Raw genomic sequence first — 22,593 nt, 5'->3', positions numbered from 1 at the left:
GGAGCCCCCAATGCGGCGTGCCGACCCCCGGGTTGGCCGTAGGGCGAGGAAAACTTCCGCCCACGGCGATGAGTTCCGGACGTACGCCCGGTCTACCTCCTGAAAGCACCGGCTACCGCTTCGCACAGGAGACCCCGATGTCCGAGACCACCGCTCCCGTCACCCCCGTCACCGCCTCCGCCCCGGCCACCGCGAGCGTCCGCTCACGGCGCGTCCGGATCTCGCTGGGCGCCCTGCAGATCGTGCTCGGCCTCTTCTACGCGATCGCGAGCGCGCTGCCCAAGCTGATCGCGGACCCGTCGGCCACGGAGGGCTTCGACAAGCTCGGCTGGGGCAGCACGGGGATGTACATCATCGGCGCGCTCGAACTGGCCGGTGGCATCGCGCTGTTGATCCCCCTGCTGTCCTCGGTGGCGGCGGTGGCCCTGAGCGCGCTGATGGTCGGCGCCTTCATCGTGAACGTCACCGTCCTGCACGGACCGTACGTGGCGACCCCGCTCATCCTGATCCTGCCGCTCGCCCTGATCGCCTGGGCACGCCGGAGTCACAACGCCGAGCTGGTCCGGCTGGTGCGGCGGCGGCCGTGACCGTCGTACGGCCGTACAGAGGTCGAGGGCTCCCCGGCGTGGCGGGGGAGCCCTCACCGGCGTTCGCCGAGGGACAGCCGGCGTGAGGTCACTGACGTCGACAGTCGGCGGGGCCGTCGGTGTGATGACCTCGGCGTCGGGGGTTCAGTGGCTGTCGGCGTGATGTCACTGGCGTCGGAAGCTGAGTGGCCGTCGGTGTGCTGTCACCGGCGTCGGAAGCTGAGTGGCTGTCGGTGTGCTGTCACTGGCGTCGGGAGGTCAGTGGTCGTCGGCGTGATGCCACCGGCGCCGGAGTTCAGTGGCCGTAGGCGGATGTCCCTGGCATCGGGAAGTTCAGGGGCCGTCGGTGCCGGACTCGGGGCCGCCGAGCCCCCGTAGGCGTTCCATCTCGCGGCGGTCCCGCTTGGTCGGGCGGCCCGCGCCGCGGTCGCGGACACCGGCAGGGGCGACGGCCTCGCGCGGCGGGGGCGGCGGACTGTTGTCCACGAAGCACTCGGCGGCGACGGGCGGGCCGACCCGTTTGCGGATGACGCGCTTCACGATCACGATCCGCTCCCGGCCGGCGTGCCGCAGCCGGACCTCGTCGCCGACGCGCACGGCATAGGCGGGCTTGACGCGTTCGCCGTTCACCCGGACATGTCCGCCACGGCAGGCGGTGGCGCCCATGGAACGGGTCTTGACGAGACGTACGGACCAGATCCAGCTGTCGACGCGCACGCTCTCACCGTTGGCGGGCCGGGCGGCCTCGGCGACCGCGGCGGGGTCGCCGGATCCCGCACCCACGTCGGTACCGACGTCGGTACCGACATCCGTACGCACACCCGACCCCGAGCCGTTGTTCGAGCCGGAGCCGGAGCCGGAGCCGGAGCCGGAGCCGGAGCCGGAGCGTGCACCCGATCCCGTACGTGCACCCGAGCCCGAGCCCGAACGTGCACCCGATCCCGTACGTGCACCCGAGCCCGAGCGCGCACCCGAACCCGCGCCGCCCCCGGCGCCCCCGGCGTCCCCGCCGCCCCCGGTGTCCCGTTCGGCAGAGGAGCCGGCGCCGGCGTGGGCCCCCGTGCCCTTCGTGTGCTCGTCCGCAGCCTTGGAAGCCATGTCTCGACCTTAGTCCCCGCCCCAGGAGCCCCGGACGGAATTTCCGCCCGCCCGCCGGCTCGCCGCCTGCCCGGGCGACGACGACCGCGGAACCCGCCCGGCTCACCCCGGATGCGACCGCCCCCGGCACCCCGGAGGCTATGGCGTGAAGCCGCCCGGGCAGCAGGGAACGCGGAACAGGGAACAGTGAGGGGCGCTCACGTGGAGCTGGCAGCCAAGGTCGACGCGTTGATGGACGGCCTCCGCGACGACCTGGAGCGGCTCGCCGCGATTCCCTCCGTCGCGTTCCCCGGCTTCCCGGCCGAACCCGTGGGGGAGGCGTACGACCTCCTCGTACGACTGCTGGGGGAGGCCGGCGTCGAGCACATCGAGCGGATCGACCTGCCCGGCACCGCCCCCGTGATCTTCGGGGAGATCCCGCCGCCGAGCCCGGACGCGCCGACCGTCCTGCTCTACTCGCACTACGACGTCCAGCCGCCCGGCGACGAAAAGCTCTGGCTGTCGCCGCCTTTCGTGCCGACGCCCGTCGAGGGCGGTCTCCGGGCGCGCGGTATCGCGGACGACAAGTCCAATGTGATCGCGCACCTGGGGATGCTGCGGGCCTACGAGGGGCGGCCGCCGGTCGGGGTGAAGATCGTCTTCGAGGGGCAGGAGGAGTACGGCAGCCCCTTCGACGACTATCCGCGCACCGACCCGGAGCGGTTCGCGTGCGATGCGATGGTCATCGCCGACCTGGGCAATCTCCGGCCGGGCACCCCCACGCTGACCACCGGGCTGCGCGGCGCGTGCGAGGTGGTCGTCGAGGTCCGTACGCTCGAAGAGCCGCGCCACAGCGGGGAGTTCGGAGGCGCGGCTCCCGACGCACTGCTCGTCCTGCTGAAGGCGCTGTCCACCCTGCACGATGTGCACGGTGATGTGGCCGTGGCCGGGCTCCGACGCGAGGAGTGGACCGGGACGACGTACACCGAGGAGGAGTTCCGGGAGCTCGCGGGTGTCCGCGAGGGCGTGCCGCTGATCGGCAGCGGGAGCCTCGGCGAACGGCTGTGGAGCGGCCCGGCGATCACGGTGATCGGACTGGACGCGCCGAGTGTCGAGCACGCGGCCTCGGCCGTCGTGCCGTACGCGCGTGCGAAGCTCAATCTCCGCTTCCATCCGCGGCAGGACGCCAGGGAGGCGCAGGACAGGCTGGTCGAGCACCTGCGTTCGCTGCGGCCCTTCGGCATCCCGCTCACCGTCACGCCCGGGGACACGGGCCCAGGCTACGAGGCCACCACGGGCGGGTCCGCCTACCGTGCCGCACGCACCGCGTTGCGCGAGGCGTGGGGCGAGGAGGCGTCGTACGTCGCGACGGGCGGTTCGATCCCGCTGGTCAACGGGCTCGCCCAGGCCGCGCCCCGCGCCGAAGTGCTGCTCTTCGGCGCGCAGGACAGCATGTGCAATCTGCACGCCCCCAACGAACGGGTGCTCTTCTCGGAGCTGCGCAACACGGTCGTGGCGATGTGCGCGTTCGTCCGCGAGTACGCGGCCGGCTTCCGAGCCGAGGGAGCCTCGTGACCCGTACCGCCGTCACCCGCACTGCCGTTACCCCTGCTGGGCGCACCATGACCGCCACCGCCACCGCCACCGCCACCGCCACCGCCACCGCCACCGCCATCGCCACCGCCACCGCCACCGCCATCGCCACCGCCACGGCCGTCAAGGCCACGGGCCACCGTCTCCCGTACCAGGACCGGGGCCGTCTGATGACCACGACCCGGACCGAAGAGCCGCAGCACGAAGAGCCGCCGCGCAAGCCGAGGTTCACCTTCCCGAGCGCGCTCACCGTCCTCGCGATCGTCACGGTCGCGGTCTGGGCGCTGGCGTTCCTCATCCCGGCGGGCCAGTACGACCGCAATGACGCGGGCGCGCCGGTCCAGGGCACGTACCACCGGGTGGACTCGGGCCAGAGCTTCGTCGACCGGCTCAACGACCTGTTCCTGTCTCCCGTCAACGGCCTGTACGGGATCCAGGACGAGAAGAGCGGACAGGTCGGGCCTGACCTGGCCGGCGAACTGTACGGCAGCGCGGGTGTGTTCCTGTTCGTGCTGGCCATCGGGGCATTCATCACGGTGGTGTTCGCGACGGGCGCGCTCGACCGGGGGATCGGCCGGCTGGCGCACCGGCTGCGGGAGCGCGGGGCGCTGCTGATCGCGGGGGTGATGGTGGTGTTCTCGGTCCTCGGCACCGTGGAGGGCTTCGCCGAGGAGACCCTGGGGTTCTACGGGCTGATCGTCCCGCTGATGCTGGCGCTCGGCTACGACCGGATGGTGGCCGTCGGCACGATCATCCTCGGCGCCGGCATCGGTGTGCTCTGCTCGACGGTGAACCCCTTCGCGACGGGCGTGGCGTCGTCCGCCGCCGACATCTCGCTCGGTGACGGCATCGTGCTCCGGTTCGTGATGTGGGTGGTACTGACGGCGGTGACGGTCGCGTACGTCATCCGGTACGCGAAGCGCGTACAGAGGGACCCGGACCGTTCGCTGACGGGCTTCCTGCCCGGCGACCGAGACCTGGCGGACGAGCCGGCGGACGAGATTCCCCAGCTGACCGGCCTCCACAAGGCGGTCCTGATCACCACCGCGCTGGTCTTCGCCTTCATGATCTTCTCGGTCGTGCCCTGGTCGAGCGCGCTCACCGGCAAGGCCGACGCGACGCCGTACGGCTTCGAACTCGGCTGGTCCTTCCCGCAGTTGGCGGCACTGTTCCTGTGCGCGGCCGTGCTGGTCGGCCTGGTGGCGCGGATGGGCGAGCAGAAGCTGAGTTCTACGATCATCCAGGGCGCCGCGGACTTCATCTCGCCGGCGCTCGTGATCGTGCTGGCCCGCGGCGTTACCGTGATCATGAACAACTCGAAGATCACCGACACCGTGCTGCACTCCATCGAGGGGGTCGTGAAGGGCACGTCCTCCAGTGTGTTCGCGATCATCGTCTTCATCGTGAACCTGCCGCTGGCCTTCCTCATCCCCTCCACCTCGGGCCATGCCACGCTGGCGATGCCCATCCTGGCGCCGCTCGCCGACTTCGCGGGCGTCTCCCGCGCGGTCGTCGTCACCGCCTGGCAGTCCGCCAGCGGCTGGATGAACCTCTGGGTCCCCACCACCGCCGTCACCATCGGCGGTGTCGCGCTCGCGAAGGTCGGCTACGACAAGTACCTCCGCTTCGTCTGGCCCCTGCTCGCCCTTCTCTTCCTGCTGATCTGCGGTTTCGTCGCGGTGGGTGCGGCGATCACGTAGTCGTACGGTGGTGGGATGGACAGCAGCCTGGCCGATCTGGACGCCCGTCTGACGGGGTGCACCGCCTGTCCGCGGTTGGTGGACTGGCGCGAGGAGGTCGCCCGCACCAAGCGCGCCGCCTTCGCCGACTGGACGTACTGGGGCCGTCCCGTCCCCGGCTTCGGGCCGCCCGACGCCGCACTGCTCGTCGTCGGACTGGCGCCCGCGGCACACGGCGGGAACCGGACGGGGCGGATGTTCACCGGGGACCGGTCCGGCGATGTGCTGTTCGCGGCGATGCACGACGTGGGGCTGGCGTCACAGGCCACCTCGGTGAGCGCGGACGACGGCCTGCGCCTCCACGGCACCCGCGTCACCTCGCCCGTGCACTGCGCGCCGCCGGCCAACCAGCCGACTCCCGAGGAACGGAACACCTGCCGGCCCTGGCTGGTGGGCGAACTGAAGCTGCTGCGACCCACGCTGCGGGCCGTGGTGGTGCTCGGCGGCTTCGGCTGGCAGGCCGCGCTGCCCGCCTTCGCGGAGGCGGGATGGGAGGTACCCCGCCCGCGGCCCGTCTTCGGTCACGGGACGCACGTCACCCTGCGCGGCCCGGACGCGCCGCTGGAACTCTTCGGGTGCTTCCACGTCAGCCAGCGCAACACCTTCACCGGCCGGCTGACCCCGGCCATGCTGCGCGACGTGCTGCGCACGGCAGCCCGGGCGGCGGGCCTGCCAACGGTGGCGGAAGGGTCCTAGGGTCGCGTGATGGGCCTGTATCCGGAGATCGAACCGTACGAGCACGGCATGCTCGACGTGGGTGACGGCAACCGCGTGTACTGGGAGGCCTGCGGGAACCCCGAGGGGAAGCCCGCGGTCATGCTGCACGGCGGTCCGGGGTCCGGCTGCACCCCCGGCTTCCGGCGCTACTTCGACCCGGCCGCGTACCGGATCGTGCTGCTCGACCAGCGCGGAGCCGGCCGCTCCACACCGCACGCGAGCGCGTACGAGACGGACATGAGCGTGAACACGACCGCTCACCTGATCGCCGACCTGGAGCTGCTCCGCCGGCATCTGGGGATCGGGCGGTGGCTGGTGTGGGGCGTGTCGTGGGGGTCGGCGCTCGGAATGCGGTACGCGCAGACGCATCCCGGTTGTCGTCTCGGAGCTCGTGCTCACCGGAATTGCCACCGGCTCCGACCCCGAAGTGGCCTTGCTGACCAAGGGACTTGGCCGGATCTTCCCCGAGGCCTTCGAGCGCTTCCTGGCAGAGCTGCCGGCGGGGGAGCGCGACGGAAATCTCGCGTCCGCGTACAACCGGCTGATCGAGTCACCTGACCCCGAGGTGCGGGCGCGGGCGGCGCGGGCCTGGACTGACTGGGAGACGGCGACCGTCCCCGCGCCACCGCGGTCGGTCCGGCGCTACGAGGACCCGGTCTTCCGGCTGGGCTTCGCCCGCACGGTGACGCACTACTTCGGCGGCGACCACTTCCTCGGCGAGGGCAACGACGAGGGTGTCGTCCTGCGGGACGCGCCCCTGCTCACCGGGATCCCCGGCACCCTGGTCCAGGGCAGCCTCGATTTCGGCAACCTCCTCGGCACTGTCTGGCGCCTCCACCGGGCCTGGCCCGGCAGCGAGTTGATCACCGTCGACGACGTGGGTCACAACGCGGGCGCGGCGGGTGTCCTGGACGCGCTGGTGGCGGCCACGGACTCGTACGCTGCCCGCTGAGGGATCCGGCGGACGTGTGTCGGGGGCGGGCGGCTCCGTTCACCGGCTCGGCATCCTGGTCTGGCTCGGGCCCGGCATCCGGGTCTGAGTCGGGCCCGGGGTCGGGTCGGGCTCGGGCCCGAGGTCGGGTGGGGCTCGGGCCCGAGGTCGGGTGGGGCTCGGGCCCGAGGTCGGGTGGGGCTCGGGCCCGGGGTCGGGTTTGCGTTCGGGGTCGGGTTTGCGTTCGGGGTCGGGTCTGCGTCCGGGTCCGGCTCGGATGGGGGGCGGGTCAGGCTCGGGTCGGAGGGGTGGGTTCGGCTCCGTCGGGGTGATCTTGTCGCGAGCCGTTGAGGTGGGACGGGGCGGTGGAGGCGGATGACCGCACACTCCCCGGAAGGACCGGACGCCGAACCAGTGAACGGAGCCGCCCGTGCCCGCGCCCGCGCTCACGCCGTTGCCGAGAACGTTGCTTGTCGCTCTGCTCGTGGGGGTCTGCTGCACCGGTGTGGTCAGCGCTTCCGGCCCCGGAGCCGGAGTCGTGGGGGCGGGAGCCGGAGCGGGAACCGTGGATGCGGGGGTGAGGGCCGTCGGCACGGGTGCGGGAGTGCGAGCCGGGGGTACGGACGCAGGCGGCGCCCCCGGACCCGGGACCGAGGTGGACGTCACCTTCTGGGTGGACCCGGACTCCCGCGCCGCCCGGCAGGCCGCCGAGTACCGCGCCCTCGGCCGGACCGCGGACGCCGCGCTGATGGACCGCATCGCGGGACGCGCCCAGGCCGACTGGATCGCCGGCTCCGGTCCCGAAGCGCTCGTCCGGGACCGTACGACCGCGGCCGCGCGGCAAGGACGTACGGCCGTCCTGGTCGCGTACTACATTCCGAACCGCGACTGCGGGGCCTACTCCGGCGGGGGAGCGCCCACCGCCGAGGCCTATCGCACCTGGGTGGATGAGTTCGCGGCGGGCCTCGGCGACCGCAGCGTCTACGTCATCGTCGAGCCGGACGCGGTCGCCCAGGTGGTGGCCGGCTGCACCCGGGTCGTGGCGAAGGAGCGGTACGCGCTGCTCGCCTACGCCGTGGACCGTTTCAAGCGACAGCCCGGCACCCGGGTCTATCTCGACGCGGGCAACAACTCCTGGATCCCGGAGGCCTGGCGCTTGGTCGACGCCCTCAAGGACTCGGGAGCGTCCCGCGCCGACGGCGTGGCGCTCAATGTCTCCAACTTCGAGACCGACGCGGCCAGTTCGGCGTACGGGAAGGGGCTGTCGAAGGATCTCGGCGGCAAGCACTTCGTCGTCGACACCAGCAGGAACGGCAACGGGCCCTACACCGGCACCGATTCCTGGTGCAACCCGCCGGGCAGGGCACTGGGCACGCCGCCCACGGTGCGGACGGGCGACCCGCTGATCGACGCCCACCTGTGGATCAAGCGGCCGGGCGAGTCCGACGGAACCTGCCGGGGCGGCCCGGCCGCGGGGGAGTGGTGGCCGTCGTACGCGCTGGAGCTCGCGCGCAACGCCGCCGGTTGAACCACGCGTTGACCACACCCGGCGTCCGGGCCGTGCCCGGGTCCATTTCCAGGGTGCCGCTACTTCTCCGGGCCGCTACTGCTCCCGAGCTCGGCTCGGCTCGGGGACGACAGCTGTCGCCGTGATTTCCACCAATTGTCCGGTGTACCCGAGGCAGGCCACGCCGATCAGGGTCGACGAGTGCGGGCCGACGCTGAGCCCGGAGGCCTCGACGACCTCCCATACGGCGGAGAGCACGCCGGGCTCGCTGCCGACGACGTACACATCGGTCGCCACGACGTGCGCCAGGCCGCTGCCGACCGCGCGCAGCTGCTCATCCAGGTTGGCCAGCACCTGCTCCGCCTGCCGTACGGGGTCCCCCGCGCCGACAAGTGCCCCGCCGGCGTCGAGCGGGACGGAGCCGGCGAGAAACGCCAGCTTGGTCCCGGCCTCGACGACAGAGGCGTGCGAGTAGGTGGGCGGAGGGAAGAGGGTGGGGACGTTGATGCGCTGGATCATGGGGGTTCCTTGGGGTTACTTGGGGTTGCTTGGGGTTCCGAGGTGCGCGCCGCGCGCCCCCGTGGGCGGGGCAACTCGCCGATGATGCGGGGCCGTGGCGGTGGACGCATCTGGTTTTGCCCGGAGTCGGGGCCCTGGGTACCGGTGCCCTGCTGCCTGCTGCCTGCTGCCTGCTGCCTGCGAGCTCGCGGGCCTGCGTGGCCGCACTCGGCTCGGGTGACCGTGTACTCGCGTGCCCGCGCTCAGGCTCGCGTGACCGTGTACTCGCACCCAGGCTCGCGTCCCTGCGTACTCGCGTGCCCGGGCTCAGTCGGAGCGCGCCCCACTGACGATCCACTGCCCGTTCCGGGCGCGGAGCCCGGCGAAAACGAGTCGACATCACCGGCGTCCCGCCGCATCCTCGCCTCATGAGCGAGCCCAAGAGTAAGGGGACCCGGGCGGACATGAACGACGAGGCGTTTCTCGACCATCTCGCCGACCGCCTCGCCGCGCTTCCCGGGGTCCGCGCCGTGGCCCTCGGGGGCTCGCGGGCGCAGGGGACTCACACGCCGGACAGTGACTGGGATGTGGCCGTCTACTACCGAGGGGACTTCGACCCGGACGACCTGCGTGCCGTCGGCTGGGAGGGCGAGGTGTCCGAGCTCGGCGGCTGGGGCGGGGGCGTCTTCAACGGCGGTGCCTGGCTGACCGTCGAGGGGCGCCGCGTCGACGTCCACTACCGCGACCTCGACGTCGTCGAGCACGAGTGGGCGGAAGCGGAGGCGGGGCGCTTCCGTGTGGAGCCCCTTCTCTTCCATCTCGCCGGAATCCCCAGCTACTTGGTCGTCGCCGAGCTGGCCGTCAACCGCGTCCTGCGCGGCGAGCTGTCCCGTCCGGCCGGCTACCCGGAAAAGCTGCGGACCTACGCCTTCGAGCGCTGGCGCGGCACAGCCCGCATCACCCTCACCTACGCACAGGCCAACCACGCGCCCGCCGCCCGTCTCACCGAGGTGGCGGGCGCCCTCGCCACCGCGGCCATGCAGGCCGGCCACGCCGTAGTGGCGGCCCGCGGGGAGTGGGTGACGAACGAGAAGCGGCTGCTGGAGCGGGCGGGACTGAGGGGTGTGGACGACCTCGTTGCGGGTCTGGAGCAGGATCCGGAATCACTCGCCTCAGCGCTCTCCGACGCCGAGGCACTGTTCGACGCGGCAATGGGGGCGGCGCGGGCCGAGGCGGGCGGGCGACTTCCTCGCGAAGGACAGGGCCGGTAAGTCCTTGCGTGACGCCTTCACCGTGACACGGGCAAAGGGTGGGTGGCACCCGGCCGTCCTCACCCATCAGCCGACCGGGAAGGGCAAGGAGTCCTCCTCGGCCGGCAAGTCCGCTTCCTGACGCCACGGAAGCGACCGGGCCGTGGTGTTCAGGGGGTGTCCGCCGGTGCGGGAAGGCGCAGTTCGGCCCATACGGTCTTGCCGGGGGCGGCCGGGCGCGGGGTGACACCCCAGTCGTCGGCGAGGGCGTCGACGAGGAGGAGGCCGCGCCCGGACTCGCCGTCCGGGTACGGCGCTCCCGGTACGGGGAGTCTCTCGGCCCGTGTGTCGGTGACCTCGACCCGTAAGAAGCCCTCGGCCGCGGCGAGTCGGAGGTGGAAGTCGCGGCCCGGGACATGGCCGTGCCGGACGGCGTTCGCGGTGAGCTCCGCCGCGATCAGGGTGACAGTCTCGTTGGCGGGTGACGTGTACGGGTGGCCCCATTCGTTCAGGCGGTGCGAGATGAGACGGCGGGCGAGTCGTGCGCCCCGTGGGGTCGATGTGAACCGCATCGCGAACTCGTGTACGACCAGGGTGCGTTGCGGCATATGCCTGTGTGGGGGAATTACCGGCTTCATGGGGAGAACGGTCGCGGCCCGTGCGTAGCTTTGAACAGGCGTGACGCGCCGACCGGCGTCGGTTGTACGCGGTCGGCGCGCGCTTGTACGCGCGGTGAGTCGTGACCGGCCTCCCGTGCGGCACGTTGGTCGCGGGAGCGGTTGTGGTGGGCCCTGGCGGGATGGTCGGTGGCGGTACGTACGGGAGGGGTGCTTGGCGTGGAGCAGCAGCGGGCGGAGGGGGAGTACGAGTCCGGGACCGGGATCCTGCACGTCTTCGGGCGCCAGCTGAAGCTGTGCCGGGAACGGGCGGGACTCGACCGGGCGGAACTGGGGGCGCGGACGGGGTACTCGGCATCGACGATCGCCTCCTTCGAGCAGGGGAGGCGGATTCCGCCACCCAAGTTCATCGACGGCGCCGATGAAGTGCTCGATGCGGGCGGGGTGTTGAGGGTGGGGAAGGAGGAGGTGGCTCGGGCGCAGTATCCGGCGTTCTTTCGGGATGCGGCGAAGTTGGAGGCCGAAGCGAGCGAACTCCACGTGTACGACACGCATGTGGTCAACGGCCTCTTGCAGACCGAGGAGTACACGCGAGCCCTGCTGGGCATGCGGCGCCCCCTTCTCGACGAGGAGACGATCGAGCAGCGCGTAGCGGGTCGGTTGGCGCGCCAGGACATCTTCAGTAAGTGGCCGGCCCCATTGCTGAGCTTCGTCATGGAGGAGTCGGTACTGAGGAAGCCTCTTGGCGGGAGTGCAGTGCAGCAGGGGCAGCTTGAGAAGATTCTGCTCCTCGGGCACAAGCGGAACGTCGAGCTTCAGGTGATGCCGCTCGACCGAGAGGACAACGCGGGTGTGGACGGTGCGTTCACTGTCATGACGCGGCAAGATGGCGATCAGGTGGGTTACTTGGAGGCGCAGGGCCGAGGCACGCTGGTCACCGATCGCGCAGGGGTCCGCGCACTGTCGGCGCGCTATGGGATCATCCGAGCCCAGGCCCTCACCCCAAGTGAGTCACTGGCCTTCATTGAGAAGTTGCTGGGAGAGAGATGAGCCTCAAAGACATTCACGGCCCCAGGGATGAAGTCGTCTGGGTCAAGAGCAGCTACAGCGGTGCCGAGGGCGGCCAGTGTGTCGAGGTCGCAGCCAGCCCTGACACGGTCCATGTGCGCGACTCGAAGGACACGGCCAGGCCTCCGCTGAGCGTGCAGACCGGAACTTGGACCGCGTTCATCGAGTTCGCGACTCTCTGACACCGTCAGAGCCCCCTTCGGCTCAGTACCGAAGGGGGCTGGGTCGCGCTCGCATCTCCGTTTCGCGGTCCACTGTGCGGAACGGGACGGTGAAGCCGGGAGCCGACGACCCGGCGAATAACCCGTCGAAAACGTCCAGTTGACGCTGATAGCGTTCATGACGTGGCGAAACTCAATCAGATCATCGCAGTCGAGAAGGGCATCAAGTCCAAGTCTCATCAGGACCTGACGTCGGCTCATCATGGGCTGCAGAAGCCCGCGTTGCTGGCCGGAATCTCGCGGACGTACCAGCCGAAGGACGAGGAGGGGGAGCAGCTGCCCCCCGAGTCGACGCGGGTGCAGGTGCAGGCCGAGGAGGTGTTGCGGGAGACCGCGGCGACCCTTACGCGGCTGTTCGACGTGACCGCCACGAAGGACTGGGCCAACTGCACGGCCCGCGCGGACGTGAAGGTCGACGGGCGGGTGCTCGTCGCCGAGGTGCCCGTGTCGTATCTGCTCTTCCTGGAGAAGCAGCTCACCGACCTCAACACCTTCGTGCGGAAGCTGCCCGTCCTAGACGCCTCCGAGTCCTGGGTCCAGGACCCGTCCACGGACGCGTGGAAGACCGAGCCCGTGCGAACCCTCCGTACGAAGAAGGTGCCCCGGAACCATGTGAAGGCCGAGGCCACCGAGAAGCACCCCGCCCAGGTCGAGGTGTACTACGAGGACATACCGGTCGGGTACTGGACGACCGTGAAGTTCTCCGGGGCCCTGCCCGCGCGGCGCGTGAACGAACTGCTCGGCCGGGTCGAGAAGTTGCAGCAGGCAGTCAAGTTCGCCCGCGAGGAGGCCAACGGCGTGGATGTCGTCGACCAGCGCGTCGGTGACGCCGTGTTCGGCTATCTCTTCGGATAACAACCGCTGCCCCTTGGGGTAGCCTCATGAACTCCCCGGCCACATCATCGCGGCCGGGGTGCGCGAGGAGCGCAAGCTGAAACTGAAGCTTGTCGTGACTGCGCGGTTCCAGTGGAGGTTCGAATCCTCCCCGCGGCACACACGTTCTTGCCGCGGTAGCCCAATTGGCAGAGGCAGACCGCGATCAATCTCAGACTCTTGCTCCAGACTCAGCATTCGCTGCCGATCGCCGGATCGACCGGGCCCAGACCCCGGACGTCGAAATGCCGGTTCAAGTCCGGCCCGCACAGCTCGATGTGCGGTGGTCCAAAGGCAGGACGCGGCGACATGATGACTGATCTGGGTCCTCAAGCGTGCCGGCGTGTGACATGGGCGGCATCTCAGGGCCCGGGGGCCGGCTACGCCCTCGGGCCCGCTCCACGATCGAGTTCATCGCGATTGCGTTCACCGCGCCAGAGGGCCCAGCCGGCTCGGCGCATCGCGACTGCGGTCGTCGTGACAGCGGTCTCGCGATTGCGTTCATAAAGAACGCGGCGATCCCGCCAAGTGTCATCTCGTGGAAATACGTACGTCCTCTTCCCTCCAGCAACGCGCTCTACGGTGGAACCACCGCTCGGCCGACGTCGCCCGAAGGCCCCCGCCCTCGCCCGACTGGAGTTCCGTGCCCCTCGCCGCTCGCACCCCGGCCGTCGCCGTACCGCCGTGGCTCGCCCATGCCCTGCGCGCGCAGCGCGGGCCGGTGCCCTGGAGCGCCGTCGTCCGGGGCGGGCTGGCCGCCGGGCCCCTGCTGCTCGTCGCGGTCCTCGCCGGGCGGCCCTCCGCGGGTGTCGTCGCCGCCCTCGGCGCCATGCTCGCCGGGATCAACGACCGGCCCGGCAGCAGGCGGACCGCCGTCAGACGACTGGGTCTGCCCGCGCTGGCCGGCGCCTGCGGGCTGCTCGTCGGGTCGTACACCGGGGAGCATGTGGGGCCCCTGGCGCTGACCGGCGTACTGACCGGGCTCGGGCTGATCGCCGGAGCCGTCAGCGCCGTCGGCCCGGTGGCGAGCGGAGCCGGCACCCAGCTTCTCGTCGGCGCGGCGGTCGGAGCGGGGATGCCGCTGCCCGAGCCCGGATGGCAGCGCGCGCTCCTCTTCCTCGCGGGCGCCGGCTGGCTGCTCGCGCTGCGGCTCGTCCTGCCGACGCCGGGCGCCCCCTCCGGCGACTACCGGTTCGACGGGGAGCGGGCCGCCGTCGCCGGCGTGTACGACGCGGTCGCCGCGCTGCTCGGCGCCGCCGGGGGACCGGACGCGACCACCCGCCGGGCCGCCCTCACCGCCGCCCTCGATCATGCGCAGGACGCACTGTCCGGGCCCCGGCTGCGGCGCTACGCCGTCTCCGGGACCGAACGGCGGCTGCACGCGCAGTACGTCGCCGCACTGCCGCTCGCCGAGGCCGCGACCGCGCTCGCGTGGGCCGAGGACCCGCTGCCCCCGCGAACCGTGGAAGGGCCCCGGCGGCTCGCCGCGGCGGTCCGCGGCGGCCGTCACCCCGGGCCGCTGCCGGCGCCCGCCCGCTCCGCGCCCGCCCTGCGCGCGCTCGACGACGCCCTGTTGCACGCCGCCGACGCCTTCGACCGCGGGGCGGGCACGCCGCACCGCGGGACGCACACCCGACGCCGTACCGCCGGGTCCGTGCTGCGCACCGCCCTCGGCGCGGGCGGACGTGAGTACGGCCTCCGGGTGGCCCTCTCGTTCGGCGCCGCCGCGGCCGTCGCGCAGGCACTGCACCACACCCGCTGGTACGGGCTCCACGCGCACTGGTACTGGCTGCCCGCGACCGCCGTCTTCCTGGTCAAGCCCGATCTCGGGCCGCTCGCCTCGCGCGTCCTGTGCCGGGCGGCGGGCACGGTGCTCGGCGCGGTCGCCTTCGCCGGACTCGCGCTGCTGCTGCCCCGGCCCGCCGGGCTGGTGGCGCTGGTCGCCCTCTGCGGTGCGCTGATTCCCGTCGCCACCCGGCACTTCGCCGCGCAGACCGCCGTAGTCACCGTCCTGGTCCTCGCCCTCGTCATGGTGGGCGGGGAGCCGGGGGCCTCCTGGAGCCGGATCGGCGAGACGCTGCTGGCCTGCGCGATCGTGCTGCTCGTGGGACATCTGCCGGCGCTCGGGCACCGCGGAGGGACGGTACGGGAACGGCTCACCCGTGCCGCGCAAGCGACCGACGCCTACCTCGCGCACGTCCTGGGCGACGGCACCGCGGACGACCGGACCGGCCGGTGGACGCTGCGCCGCGAGGCCTACCGCGCCCTCGCGGAAGCCCGCGCCGCGATCGACCTCGCCGCCGCCGAACTCCCCGCCCTCGCCCGGCATTTGGAGGGTACGGACGGCGTGGCGGCCACCCTGGAACGGCTCGTGGACACCACCACCGCGTGCGCCGTGCACCTCGACGACACCGGACGGATCGCCCCGCGCCACACCGAGCGCCTCCGCGAACTCCTCGACGAACTCGCCGAGCGCCGGGAGCGGGCGGGGCTCAGCGAGGTGGCGGTGCAGCTGACGCCTACGTCTCCGGGACAAGGCTGACGCCTACCGCCTACGCCTACGTCTCCGGGACAAGGCCTACGCCTACCTCTACGTCTCCGAGACAAGGATGGCGCCCAGTCGCGCGGGCCGCGGATTCGTCCAGGCCGACGCCTTCCAGGCCGACGCCTACGGGCCCACCCGCACCCACACCGGCGCGTGGTCCGACCCGGGCGCACCACGCCGCTGTTCGGGGTCCGGGCCCACCGAGGGCAGTCGCGGCACCCCGTCGTCGGGCAGGCCCGTGCCCGCCGCGGTGATCCGGTGGACCAGGCGGTGGCTGACCAGGAGGTGGTCGATCAGCTCGCGGCGACCCGAGTTGACGCGCGAGTACCGCTGATCGGCCGGGATGAGGGGTGCCACGTCCCACAGGCGCATCTCGTCGCCCTTGTCGGGGTGTTCGTAGCCGGCGGTGCCGATCTCGGAGCCGGGAGGGCCGAGCAGGATCTGCGTGGTGGCCGCCTGCACCTCGTCGTTGAGATCGCCCAGCACCGCCACGTCACGGGTGCGGCCCTCACCGGCCAGCAGGTCGTCGGCCAGTGCGCGCAGCGCCGTTGCCTCGGCCGCCCGCCGGTACAGCGCGTACGCGCCGTAGCGGGCCCGTTCGCCCTCGTCGCGCGGCTGGAAACGGCCACCGGGATACGACAGCAGCTTCGACTTCAGATGACACACCGCCACCTTCAGCACCACGGCCCGGGTGGCGATCTCGACCGCCAGGAACCCGCGGCCCGCCTGCGTCACGGGCGTACCGGTGTCGTCGCCCTGCACCGGCCACAACGGCTCCGGGAAGGAGTTCGTGTCGGCGAGCACCGTCGGTACGAGACGGTGGCTGAGGAAACCGACCCGGATGCCGCGGCTGTCGGCGTGCTCCGAGAGCGCGATGTGCCAGTCGCCGTCCAGCAGGCCGGCCAGGTCCTCCAGCGCGCCCGGGTCGCCGACCTCCTGGACACCGAGCAGCGTCGGGTCGAGTTCCGTGATGACGGACGCCAGGGCGGCCAGCTTCGTGTCGTACGCGGCCTTGTCCTTGGGGCCGAACGGGCCGCCGGGCCGGTACAGGTTCTCCAGGTTCCAGGTGGCGAGGAGCATGCCGGCCCCTTTCTGGGCGCAGGCGGTGGTGACGCCAGGGTGCGCGCGAAACGGTCGCGGCGACAGAGCGGCGACCGGATGCACGATTCACGTCGCCCGGCGGCACGATGCCGTCGTACGTTGGCGTGGTGACTCCTTCTCCCGCCGACCTCGTGATCACCGGATGCACCGCCCTCGTGCACGACGAGCACGAGGACATCGGATTCGTCGAGAACGCCTCGATCGTCGTACGGGACGGGGTCGTCGAGAGCATCCGGCCGGAGACCGGCGAGGCGCACGCCCCGGACGCCGTCGAGCACATCGACGGACGCGGTCAGGTCGCGATGCCCGGGCTGATCAACTGCCACACGCACGCGCCGATGGTCGCCCTGCGCGGAATCGCCGAGGACCTCCCGGCCGAGGAGTGGTTCAACGACTTCGTCTGGCCCATCGAGTCCAACCTCACCGAAAAAGACGTCGAGTTGGGCGCGCGGCTCGCCTGCGCCGAGATGATCCGCGGCGGAGTCACCTGCTTCGCCGACCACTACTTCTCCATGGACACGGTCGCCGCGGTCGTGGCGGAGACCGGGCTGCGCGCCCACCTGGGAGAGGCCTTCTTCTCCACCCAGGGTCCCGAAGGCCGGGAGAAATCCCTGGAGTTCGCCCTCCGGCACCGGGGCACCGCGGGCGGCCGCATCACCACCACCCTGGCCCCGCACGCGCCGTACACCGTGACCGACGACGACCTCGCCGCGACGGCCGCCCTCGCCCGCGAACACGGCCTGCCCGTGCACCTCCACGCCGCCGAGAGCCGCGGCCAGACCGACACCAGCCTGGCCCGGTACGGCCGTACGCCGATCGAGATCCTGGAGCGCGCCGGGCTCCTCGACCTGGAGGCAGGTCTCCTCGTGGCGCACGGCACCGGCATCATCGAACGCGATCTGCCCCTGCTGGAACGCGCCGCGGGCCGTGTCGCCGTCGCGACCGCACCCCGCGGCTATCTGAAGTTCGCCTGGGACCCCACGCCGGTACGGGCGTTGCGCGGTGTCGGCGTCCCGGTCGGCCTCGCCACGGACGGAGCCGCGTCGAACAACTCCCTCGACGTCTGGGAGTCCATGGCGCTCACCGCACTGGTGCAGAAGTCCGCCGAGGGCGACCCGCGCTGGCTGACGTCCCGTCAAGCGCTGCACCACGCAACGCTGCAGAGTGCCCGGGCGGTCGGTCTCGGCGAGAACATCGGCAGCCTCGCCCCCGGCCGGCGGGCCGACATCGTCCTGGTGGACCTCACCGGGCCGCACACCCAGCCGGTGCACGACCTCGCCGCCACCCTCGTGCACAGCGCCCGCTCCGCCGACGTCCGCACGACCGTCGTCGACGGACGCGTACTGATGCGGGACCGCTGGCTGCTCACCATCGATCTGCCGTCGGCCATAAGGGAGTTGGGGGAGCGGCTGCCCGCGCTGATCGACCGGAGCCACGGCCGGCGGATCCAGCAGTACGACACCTGAGGCGCCCGGCGTCGCCGTCCTGCGCGCCCGCGGCCCGGCCGCGCTGCCGGTGACGCACGCGGAGGAGAAAGACCCCGATGTGCCGGTGACGTATGGGGGGAGAAGAGAGACCCTGATGTGCCGGTGACGTATGGGGGGAGAAGAGAGACCCTGATGTGCCGGTGACCCACGGGCAGAAGAGGGTCCCCGATGCGCCCGTGACGTACGGAGAGAGGAAATTTTCCGACGCACCGATGAGTTCCGCTCGCCGCGCCGGTCCACCCCCCGAGAGGGACCGCTCCCCGGCGTCCCGTCGCGTTCCGGAGGAGGGGCCCATGACGCTTCCGCAGATCGTCTCGCGCGAGCAGTGGCGCATCGCGCGCGAACAGTTGCTGGCCAAGGAGAAGGCCGTCACGCGCGCGCGTGACGCGCTCAACGCCGAGCGGCGCGAGCTGCCGATGGTCGAGATCGACACGGAGTACGTGTTCGAGGGCGGCGACGGCAAGGCGACTCTCCTCGACCTCTTCGAGGGGCGCCACCAACTCGTCGTCTACCACTTCATGTTCGCGCCCGAGTGGGACGCGGGGTGCCGCAGCTGCTCGGCGTTCCTCGACCAGATCGGTCATCTCGCCCATCTGCGGGCCCGGGGCGCCGCCTTCGCCGCGGTGTCGCGTGCGCCGTTCACCAAGATCCTGCCCTTCAAGGCCCGCATGGGCTGGACCCTGCCCTGGTACTCCTCGTACGGCACCGGCTTCAACTACGACTTCCAGGTGTCCTTCGAGGGGGAGGGCGAAGAAGAGCCCTTCGAGCGTCCGGGCGTGAGCTGCTTCCTGCGCGACCGCGACCGGATCTTCCACACGTACTCGACGTACGAGCGCGGTCTGGACGGGCTCGGCTCGACGACCACGCTGCTGGACCTCACCGCCCTGGGACGCCAGGAGGAGTGGGAGGAGCCCAAGGGACGCGCCTCCGCGCTGGGCGCACCCGCGGGCAGCGAGCGGCTCCGGTACCACGACGAGTACGACGACTGACGCGACCGGTCCGGCGTATCTCGACGCATACGGCAACTGAGGCGGCCGGCGTCGCGTCCTGCCCCTGACGCAACCGGTCCCGCCGGTCTCGGGGACATGGCCGGTCACGGCATGATCGCGGGGTGTACTCGCGCCGACACAGCGGGTACGGAGAGTGAGAGATCCCTCACCCGAACGCGGGCAACAAGTGTCGACTACGTCTCAGTACCGTCACGTCGCGAGCCGTTCACCCCCTGTAGGGCGTTTAACTCTACGAGTACAGCGCGACATGGAGGTGCAGGGTGAACGGGCGAATGGTGCTGGAGCGCTTTCCCGCCGGTGGGCCGCGCGGATCGTGGCCCGCGGAGGAGTTCGCGCAGGCGTGCCGCCTGCAGGGCCAGGCCGCCGAGGTCGTCATGGACCTCGCGACGGACGCATTTCTGGTGATCGTGCGTGGCGGGGAGCTCGTCGAGTAGGGAACCGCGGGGCCGCGTCGGGTCAGCCCGCCTTCGGGGCGGGCACCTTCTTCGTGAACTGCTCCGCCTGCAGCGAGTACAGCTCCGCGTAGACCCCGCCGGTGGCCAGCAGCTCGTCCGGGGTGCCGGACTCCACAAGGCGGCCCTGTTCCAGTACGTGCACGAGATCGGCGTGGCGCACCGATGCCAGCCGGTGCGTGATGAGGATGACCGTCTGGCCGGTGCCGGCCAGGGCCCGGATCTTCTCGAAGACCTCCAGCTCCGCCCGGGCGTCGAGCGCCGCCGTCGGCTCGTCCACGATCAGGATCCGCCCGCGCCGGTAGGCCGCCCGCGCGATCCCGAGCCGCTGCCACTGGCCGCCCGACAGCTCGTGACCGCCGCTGAAGCCGCGGCCAAGGAGCGTGTCGAGGCCGCGTGGCAGATCCTCCACGACATCCTCCGCCCCTGCCTCGGCGACCGACGAGGCGAGACGCTCATCGGTGAGCGGCGCCGAGGCCCGTCCCACCGCGACATTGACCCGGGCCGTGAACGGCCACCGTTTGAAGTCCTGCGCCACCATGGCGATCCGCTCGGCGAGTTGACGCCGGTCCGCGTGCCCCGCGTCCACGTCGTCCCACAGGATGCGGCCCCCGTCGGGCGCGTACAGCCCGGCCAGCAGTTTGACCAGGGTCGTCTTCCCCGAACCGTTCTCGCCGACGAGCGCCACGATCCGGCCCAGCGGCAGACTGAGCGTCACGTCGTCCAGCGCGGGCCGGGCCGAGGTACCCGGATAGGTGAACGTGACGTTCTCGAAGCGGATTTCACGGGGCTCCTCCGGGAGCGGATCGCCGCCCTCGGGGATCGTGCGGCGCTCCGCCTCGTCGAACAGGCGTTGCAGGTCGCCCACGAACAGGGCTTCCTCGTGCAGGGCGTTGACCGCCAGGACGAGGGTGTCGAGGCTCGCGGAGCCCGTGCGGATCGCGATCACCGCCGTACCGGCCACGGAGAGCGCCATCGCGCCGCCGAGCAGCAGCCCGCCGAGTGTCGCGTACGTCGCCACGGTGGCGAGCCCCGTCCAGGCCGCCGCGATCAGTCCCGTCCGCGCGGTCAGCCTGGCCAGCCGTGCCTGTTCCACCTCCGCCGTCTTCGACATCGAACGGAAGTGGCGCAGCAGGAACGGCCCCACGCCGTGCACCCGGATCTCCGGTGCCGCGGCGGGCTCGGTGAGCAGACCGCTGATCAGCCGGGCCGCCCGGGCGTGCTGCACCCAGGCGTGGAACGACTCGTACCGGCGCCGGGCGTTGGTCAGGGCGCTCCAGGCACTGGGCAGCGTCATCGTCACCAGGAGCGGCAGCAGCGCGGGATGCAGCACCGTCAGGACGCCCGCCGCCGCGACCAGCGAGATCATCGCGTTCACGACCCGGGTGGCGACCGAGAGCATCCGCCGGGCCGAGGTGGCGCCGTACTGCGCGGTGTCCAGCAGCTTGTGGAAGGCGTCGTCCTCGATCGCGGCCAGCTCCACGCCCGCCGCCCGCTCCAGATACAGCTCCGTCGCCACCCGCTCCACCTTGGGCTCCAGGCGGCCGATGGCGTACGTCGACGTGGCCCGCAGCAGCGTGGCGAGCAGCGTTACGGCGGCGACCGTGGCCAGCGCCGGGACGGCTCCGCGCAGCCGGTCCTCCACCGGGCCGCTCGCCATCACCCGCCCCAGCACGCTGTTGACGGCCAGCAGGCTCACCGCCTGCGCCGCGCCGCGGCCGACCTCGGCGGCCAGTACGGTCCGGGCCGCGCCCCGGTCCGCCTGCCAGGCCAGCCGGAAACTGGCCGCGAGCAGGGACGGCAACCTGGTCACCATGGCACGGAAGTTGAGCTCCAGGAACGCCTCGGAGTGCTGCGACCACCCCGTGTCGTAGCGCAACGGGCCGCCGAAGAGCAGGAGTTCCGAGTCGGACGGCGCCGGGTCGGTGCCGCGTTTCTTTCTCACCGTTGGCCTCCCGGGGAGTGCACGCACGGTGCCCTCGTCCGATGAGTGCACGCCCGGTGCCCTCCCCAGAAATGCCGTCTTCCACCCGTAGGGGCAAGGGAGTTCGGGTTCGGCCGGCGCACTCCGGGCGCCCGGCTTCGCGCCGGTGGGGTCATCGTCCGTCCGGCGCCCGTGGACGCGCCCCCGGCTGCGGGCCGCCGGGTCTCAGGCGCTGATGTGGCGGGACCAGGCCGGTGGTATGCCCATGATCCGGCAGACGGCCAGGTACAGAGGGATCGGCGGGGTGTACGGAATCGTGCCGTCCGGTTTGTGGATGAGCCCGGGAACGCACGGTGTCTCCGGGAGGACGGCCCCAATGGCGTAGTGGGCGGGCGCCGGCCATTCGAGGGCGACATCCGAATCGGAGGGGACGATCCACCACCAGTACGCCGCGTCGGCGTACACACAGCCCACGCGCGGCAGCCGGGGCAGCAGCAGCGGGCCGAAACGGGCCGGCACCGCCACCGCGTCGCAGCCGAGCGGCACCGACATGCCCTCGGGTATGGGGAGACGTCTCGGTGCCTCGGACGGGCGCTGCCCGCGCCGCACGCGGACCAGCGTGTCCAAGGACAGCACCGGGGCCGGCCCGGTCGACATCGTCCTCACACCCATTCGGCCCCCGTCCCCAGGAAAGCCTGCGCCCCGGAGCCCCGGCCGTCGGCCGGCGGCTTCTTCGCGCTCCACCCCAGATCGGACCGCGGTTCGGTGTCCGGGCCCCGGCCCCCCGAGCGGGCCGGGGCACCGGTGTGCTGCCGGATCCCCAGCTCCGGCGGGTACAGCTCGGGCGTGTACGTGTGTGGCAGGCCGGTGTCGGCCTGTGGTTCGTCCGTCGTGCGGGGCAGCTCCGCCCAGACCAGCAGTCCCGGTCCGGTCTCCTGGGAGCCCCAGGCCCGGCTGACGGCCGCGACGAGGAGCAATCCCCTCCCGTGCTCCTCGTCGGGCCGCTGCGGTGAAGCGTGCGGCTCACCCGGAGCGCATCCTTCGTCACGCACTGCTATCCGCACCAGTTCATCCCCGTCGTGGAGCTCGCAGGTGACGCTCCGGCTTGCGGTGTGCATGATCGCGTTGGTCACCAGTTCGGAGACGACCAGGGCCGCTGTGTCACAGGTGTCCCCGCAGACCGCCCAGCGCGACAGCCGGGCGCGGGTCAGGCGGCGGGCCTGTCTCACGGAGCCCGGGTGGGCGGCCAGCTCGAAGCGGAACCGGCGCTCTGCGGCTGCCTCGGGGCGCACCCCTGTGGCGGCACGGAGACCGAACCGGTCTGCGGCGGCGTCTGTTCCTAACGGCGCGGACGGAGTCACGCTTGCCACTATCGCCCCGGCGTGAACACTTGGCA

Annotated in this window: 20 protein-coding genes and 1 pseudogene; 14 read left to right on the top strand and 7 right to left on the bottom strand. The window is 71.8% G+C overall.

Annotated features, from left to right (window positions below):
- Positions 1-137 precede the first annotated feature (137 nt).
- The gene (locus ACFVYF_RS01265) at positions 138-587 is read left to right on the top strand and encodes a DoxX family protein (RefSeq protein WP_389448925.1); all 450 of its coding nucleotides are present in this window, start codon (positions 138-140) and stop codon (positions 585-587) included.
- A 333-nt stretch (positions 588-920) separates the two neighbouring features.
- Here the strand turns inward: ACFVYF_RS01265 and ACFVYF_RS01260 are convergent, their stop codons facing one another.
- The gene (locus tag ACFVYF_RS01260) at positions 921-1,370 is read right to left on the bottom strand and encodes an RNA-binding S4 domain-containing protein (RefSeq protein ID WP_389450578.1); all 450 of its coding nucleotides are present in this window, start codon (positions 1,368-1,370) and stop codon (positions 921-923) included.
- Between the two features lie 516 nt (positions 1,371-1,886).
- Here ACFVYF_RS01260 and ACFVYF_RS01255 point away from each other — a divergent pair.
- From ACFVYF_RS01255 to ACFVYF_RS01235, 5 genes and pseudogenes are all read left to right on the top strand, one after another.
- Positions 1,887-3,239, top strand: a complete 1,353-nt coding sequence (locus tag ACFVYF_RS01255) for a M20/M25/M40 family metallo-hydrolase (RefSeq protein ID WP_389448923.1) — start codon at positions 1,887-1,889, stop codon at positions 3,237-3,239.
- 188 nt (positions 3,240-3,427) lie between these two features.
- On the top strand, positions 3,428-4,957 hold the full coding sequence (locus tag ACFVYF_RS01250; protein WP_389450575.1) for a YfcC family protein: 1,530 nt from the start codon (positions 3,428-3,430) through the stop codon (positions 4,955-4,957).
- A 15-nt stretch (positions 4,958-4,972) separates the two neighbouring features.
- Complete coding sequence (locus tag ACFVYF_RS01245; protein ID WP_389448920.1) at positions 4,973-5,692, top strand: uracil-DNA glycosylase; 720 nt, start codon at positions 4,973-4,975, stop codon at positions 5,690-5,692.
- 9 nt (positions 5,693-5,701) lie between these two features.
- Positions 5,702-6,665, top strand: a pseudogene (pip, locus tag ACFVYF_RS01240) (prolyl aminopeptidase).
- Between the two features lie 484 nt (positions 6,666-7,149).
- Positions 7,150-8,172: a glycoside hydrolase family 6 protein gene (locus ACFVYF_RS01235; protein ID WP_389450572.1), complete on the top strand. Its 1,023-nt coding sequence runs from the start codon at positions 7,150-7,152 to the stop codon at positions 8,170-8,172.
- Positions 8,173-8,247: 75 nt separating this feature from the next.
- Here the strand turns inward: ACFVYF_RS01235 and ACFVYF_RS01230 are convergent, their stop codons facing one another.
- Positions 8,248-8,670: a RidA family protein gene (locus ACFVYF_RS01230; RefSeq protein ID WP_389448917.1), complete on the bottom strand. Its 423-nt coding sequence runs from the start codon at positions 8,668-8,670 to the stop codon at positions 8,248-8,250.
- Between the two features lie 407 nt (positions 8,671-9,077).
- Between ACFVYF_RS01230 and ACFVYF_RS01225 the strand changes: the two genes are divergently transcribed.
- Complete coding sequence (locus ACFVYF_RS01225; RefSeq protein ID WP_389448914.1) at positions 9,078-9,920, top strand: nucleotidyltransferase family protein; 843 nt, start codon at positions 9,078-9,080, stop codon at positions 9,918-9,920.
- A gap of 149 nt (positions 9,921-10,069) precedes the next feature.
- Here the strand turns inward: ACFVYF_RS01225 and ACFVYF_RS01220 are convergent, their stop codons facing one another.
- Complete coding sequence (locus tag ACFVYF_RS01220) at positions 10,070-10,507, bottom strand: ATP-binding protein (protein ID WP_389448911.1); 438 nt, start codon at positions 10,505-10,507, stop codon at positions 10,070-10,072.
- A gap of 228 nt (positions 10,508-10,735) precedes the next feature.
- On the opposite strand from ACFVYF_RS01220, the gene ACFVYF_RS01215 reads away from it, so the two are divergent.
- The 4 genes from ACFVYF_RS01215 (at position 10,736) to ACFVYF_RS01200 (ending at position 15,220) form a co-directional block, all read left to right on the top strand.
- The gene (locus ACFVYF_RS01215) at positions 10,736-11,566 is read left to right on the top strand and encodes a helix-turn-helix domain-containing protein (protein ID WP_389448908.1); all 831 of its coding nucleotides are present in this window, start codon (positions 10,736-10,738) and stop codon (positions 11,564-11,566) included.
- Complete coding sequence (locus ACFVYF_RS01210) at positions 11,563-11,766, top strand: DUF397 domain-containing protein (RefSeq protein ID WP_389448905.1); 204 nt, start codon at positions 11,563-11,565, stop codon at positions 11,764-11,766. Before ACFVYF_RS01215 ends, ACFVYF_RS01210 begins: the two co-directional genes overlap by 4 nt.
- 162 nt (positions 11,767-11,928) lie before the next feature.
- Entirely contained in the window at positions 11,929-12,660 is a 732-nt protein-coding gene (locus ACFVYF_RS01205) for a hypothetical protein (protein WP_389448902.1), read from the top strand.
- A gap of 661 nt (positions 12,661-13,321) precedes the next feature.
- Complete coding sequence (locus ACFVYF_RS01200; protein WP_389448900.1) at positions 13,322-15,220, top strand: FUSC family protein; 1,899 nt, start codon at positions 13,322-13,324, stop codon at positions 15,218-15,220.
- Between the two features lie 126 nt (positions 15,221-15,346).
- On the opposite strand, the gene ACFVYF_RS01195 is transcribed toward ACFVYF_RS01200, so the two are convergent.
- On the bottom strand, positions 15,347-16,303 hold the full coding sequence (locus ACFVYF_RS01195; protein ID WP_389448897.1) for an endonuclease/exonuclease/phosphatase family protein: 957 nt from the start codon (positions 16,301-16,303) through the stop codon (positions 15,347-15,349).
- A gap of 128 nt (positions 16,304-16,431) precedes the next feature.
- Here ACFVYF_RS01195 and ACFVYF_RS01190 point away from each other — a divergent pair, with 128 nt between their 5' ends.
- From ACFVYF_RS01190 to ACFVYF_RS01180, 3 genes are all read left to right on the top strand, one after another.
- Positions 16,432-17,790: an amidohydrolase gene (locus ACFVYF_RS01190; RefSeq protein WP_389448894.1), complete on the top strand. Its 1,359-nt coding sequence runs from the start codon at positions 16,432-16,434 to the stop codon at positions 17,788-17,790.
- A gap of 314 nt (positions 17,791-18,104) precedes the next feature.
- Positions 18,105-18,800: a DUF899 domain-containing protein gene (locus tag ACFVYF_RS01185; RefSeq protein WP_389448891.1), complete on the top strand. Its 696-nt coding sequence runs from the start codon at positions 18,105-18,107 to the stop codon at positions 18,798-18,800.
- A 281-nt stretch (positions 18,801-19,081) separates the two neighbouring features.
- Positions 19,082-19,255 (top strand): hypothetical protein, encoded by a 174-nt coding sequence (locus ACFVYF_RS01180; RefSeq protein WP_383280407.1) that lies wholly within the window; start codon positions 19,082-19,084, stop codon positions 19,253-19,255.
- Between the two features lie 22 nt (positions 19,256-19,277).
- Here the strand turns inward: ACFVYF_RS01180 and ACFVYF_RS01175 are convergent, their stop codons facing one another.
- From ACFVYF_RS01175 to ACFVYF_RS01165, 3 genes are all read right to left on the bottom strand, one after another.
- On the bottom strand, positions 19,278-21,089 hold the full coding sequence (locus ACFVYF_RS01175) for an ABC transporter ATP-binding protein (RefSeq protein WP_389450569.1): 1,812 nt from the start codon (positions 21,087-21,089) through the stop codon (positions 19,278-19,280).
- Positions 21,090-21,422: 333 nt separating this feature from the next.
- Entirely contained in the window at positions 21,423-21,854 is a 432-nt protein-coding gene (locus tag ACFVYF_RS01170; RefSeq protein ID WP_389448887.1) for a hypothetical protein, read from the bottom strand.
- 5 nt (positions 21,855-21,859) lie between these two features.
- Complete coding sequence (locus tag ACFVYF_RS01165) at positions 21,860-22,567, bottom strand: ATP-binding protein (RefSeq protein WP_389448884.1); 708 nt, start codon at positions 22,565-22,567, stop codon at positions 21,860-21,862.
- Positions 22,568-22,593: the final 26 nt, after the last annotated feature.

Source organism: Streptomyces sp. NPDC058274, assembly GCF_042881375.1.
Taxonomy (GTDB): Bacteria; Actinomycetota; Actinomycetes; order Streptomycetales; family Streptomycetaceae; genus Streptomyces.
The sequence above is the reverse complement of the archived record's forward strand: the minus strand, read 5'-3'. Positions and strand labels throughout refer to the sequence as shown.

Coding starts and splice junctions, on each gene's coding strand:
- ACFVYF_RS01230 (WP_389448917.1), bottom strand. CDS start 8,670: ATGATCCAGCGCATCAACGTCCCCACCCTCTTCCCTCCGCCCACCTAC.
- ACFVYF_RS01250 (WP_389450575.1), top strand. CDS start 3,428: ATGACCACGACCCGGACCGAAGAGCCGCAGCACGAAGAGCCGCCGCGC.
- ACFVYF_RS01265 (WP_389448925.1), top strand. CDS start 138: ATGTCCGAGACCACCGCTCCCGTCACCCCCGTCACCGCCTCCGCCCCG.
- ACFVYF_RS01225 (WP_389448914.1), top strand. CDS start 9,078: ATGAGCGAGCCCAAGAGTAAGGGGACCCGGGCGGACATGAACGACGAG.
- ACFVYF_RS01185 (WP_389448891.1), top strand. CDS start 18,105: ATGACGCTTCCGCAGATCGTCTCGCGCGAGCAGTGGCGCATCGCGCGC.
- ACFVYF_RS01170 (WP_389448887.1), bottom strand. CDS start 21,854: ATGTCGACCGGGCCGGCCCCGGTGCTGTCCTTGGACACGCTGGTCCGC.
- ACFVYF_RS01195 (WP_389448897.1), bottom strand. CDS start 16,303: ATGCTCCTCGCCACCTGGAACCTGGAGAACCTGTACCGGCCCGGCGGC.
- ACFVYF_RS01245 (WP_389448920.1), top strand. CDS start 4,973: ATGGACAGCAGCCTGGCCGATCTGGACGCCCGTCTGACGGGGTGCACC.
- ACFVYF_RS01210 (WP_389448905.1), top strand. CDS start 11,563: ATGAGCCTCAAAGACATTCACGGCCCCAGGGATGAAGTCGTCTGGGTC.
- ACFVYF_RS01220 (WP_389448911.1), bottom strand. CDS start 10,507: ATGCCGCAACGCACCCTGGTCGTACACGAGTTCGCGATGCGGTTCACA.
- ACFVYF_RS01175 (WP_389450569.1), bottom strand. CDS start 21,089: ATGGTGACCAGGTTGCCGTCCCTGCTCGCGGCCAGTTTCCGGCTGGCC.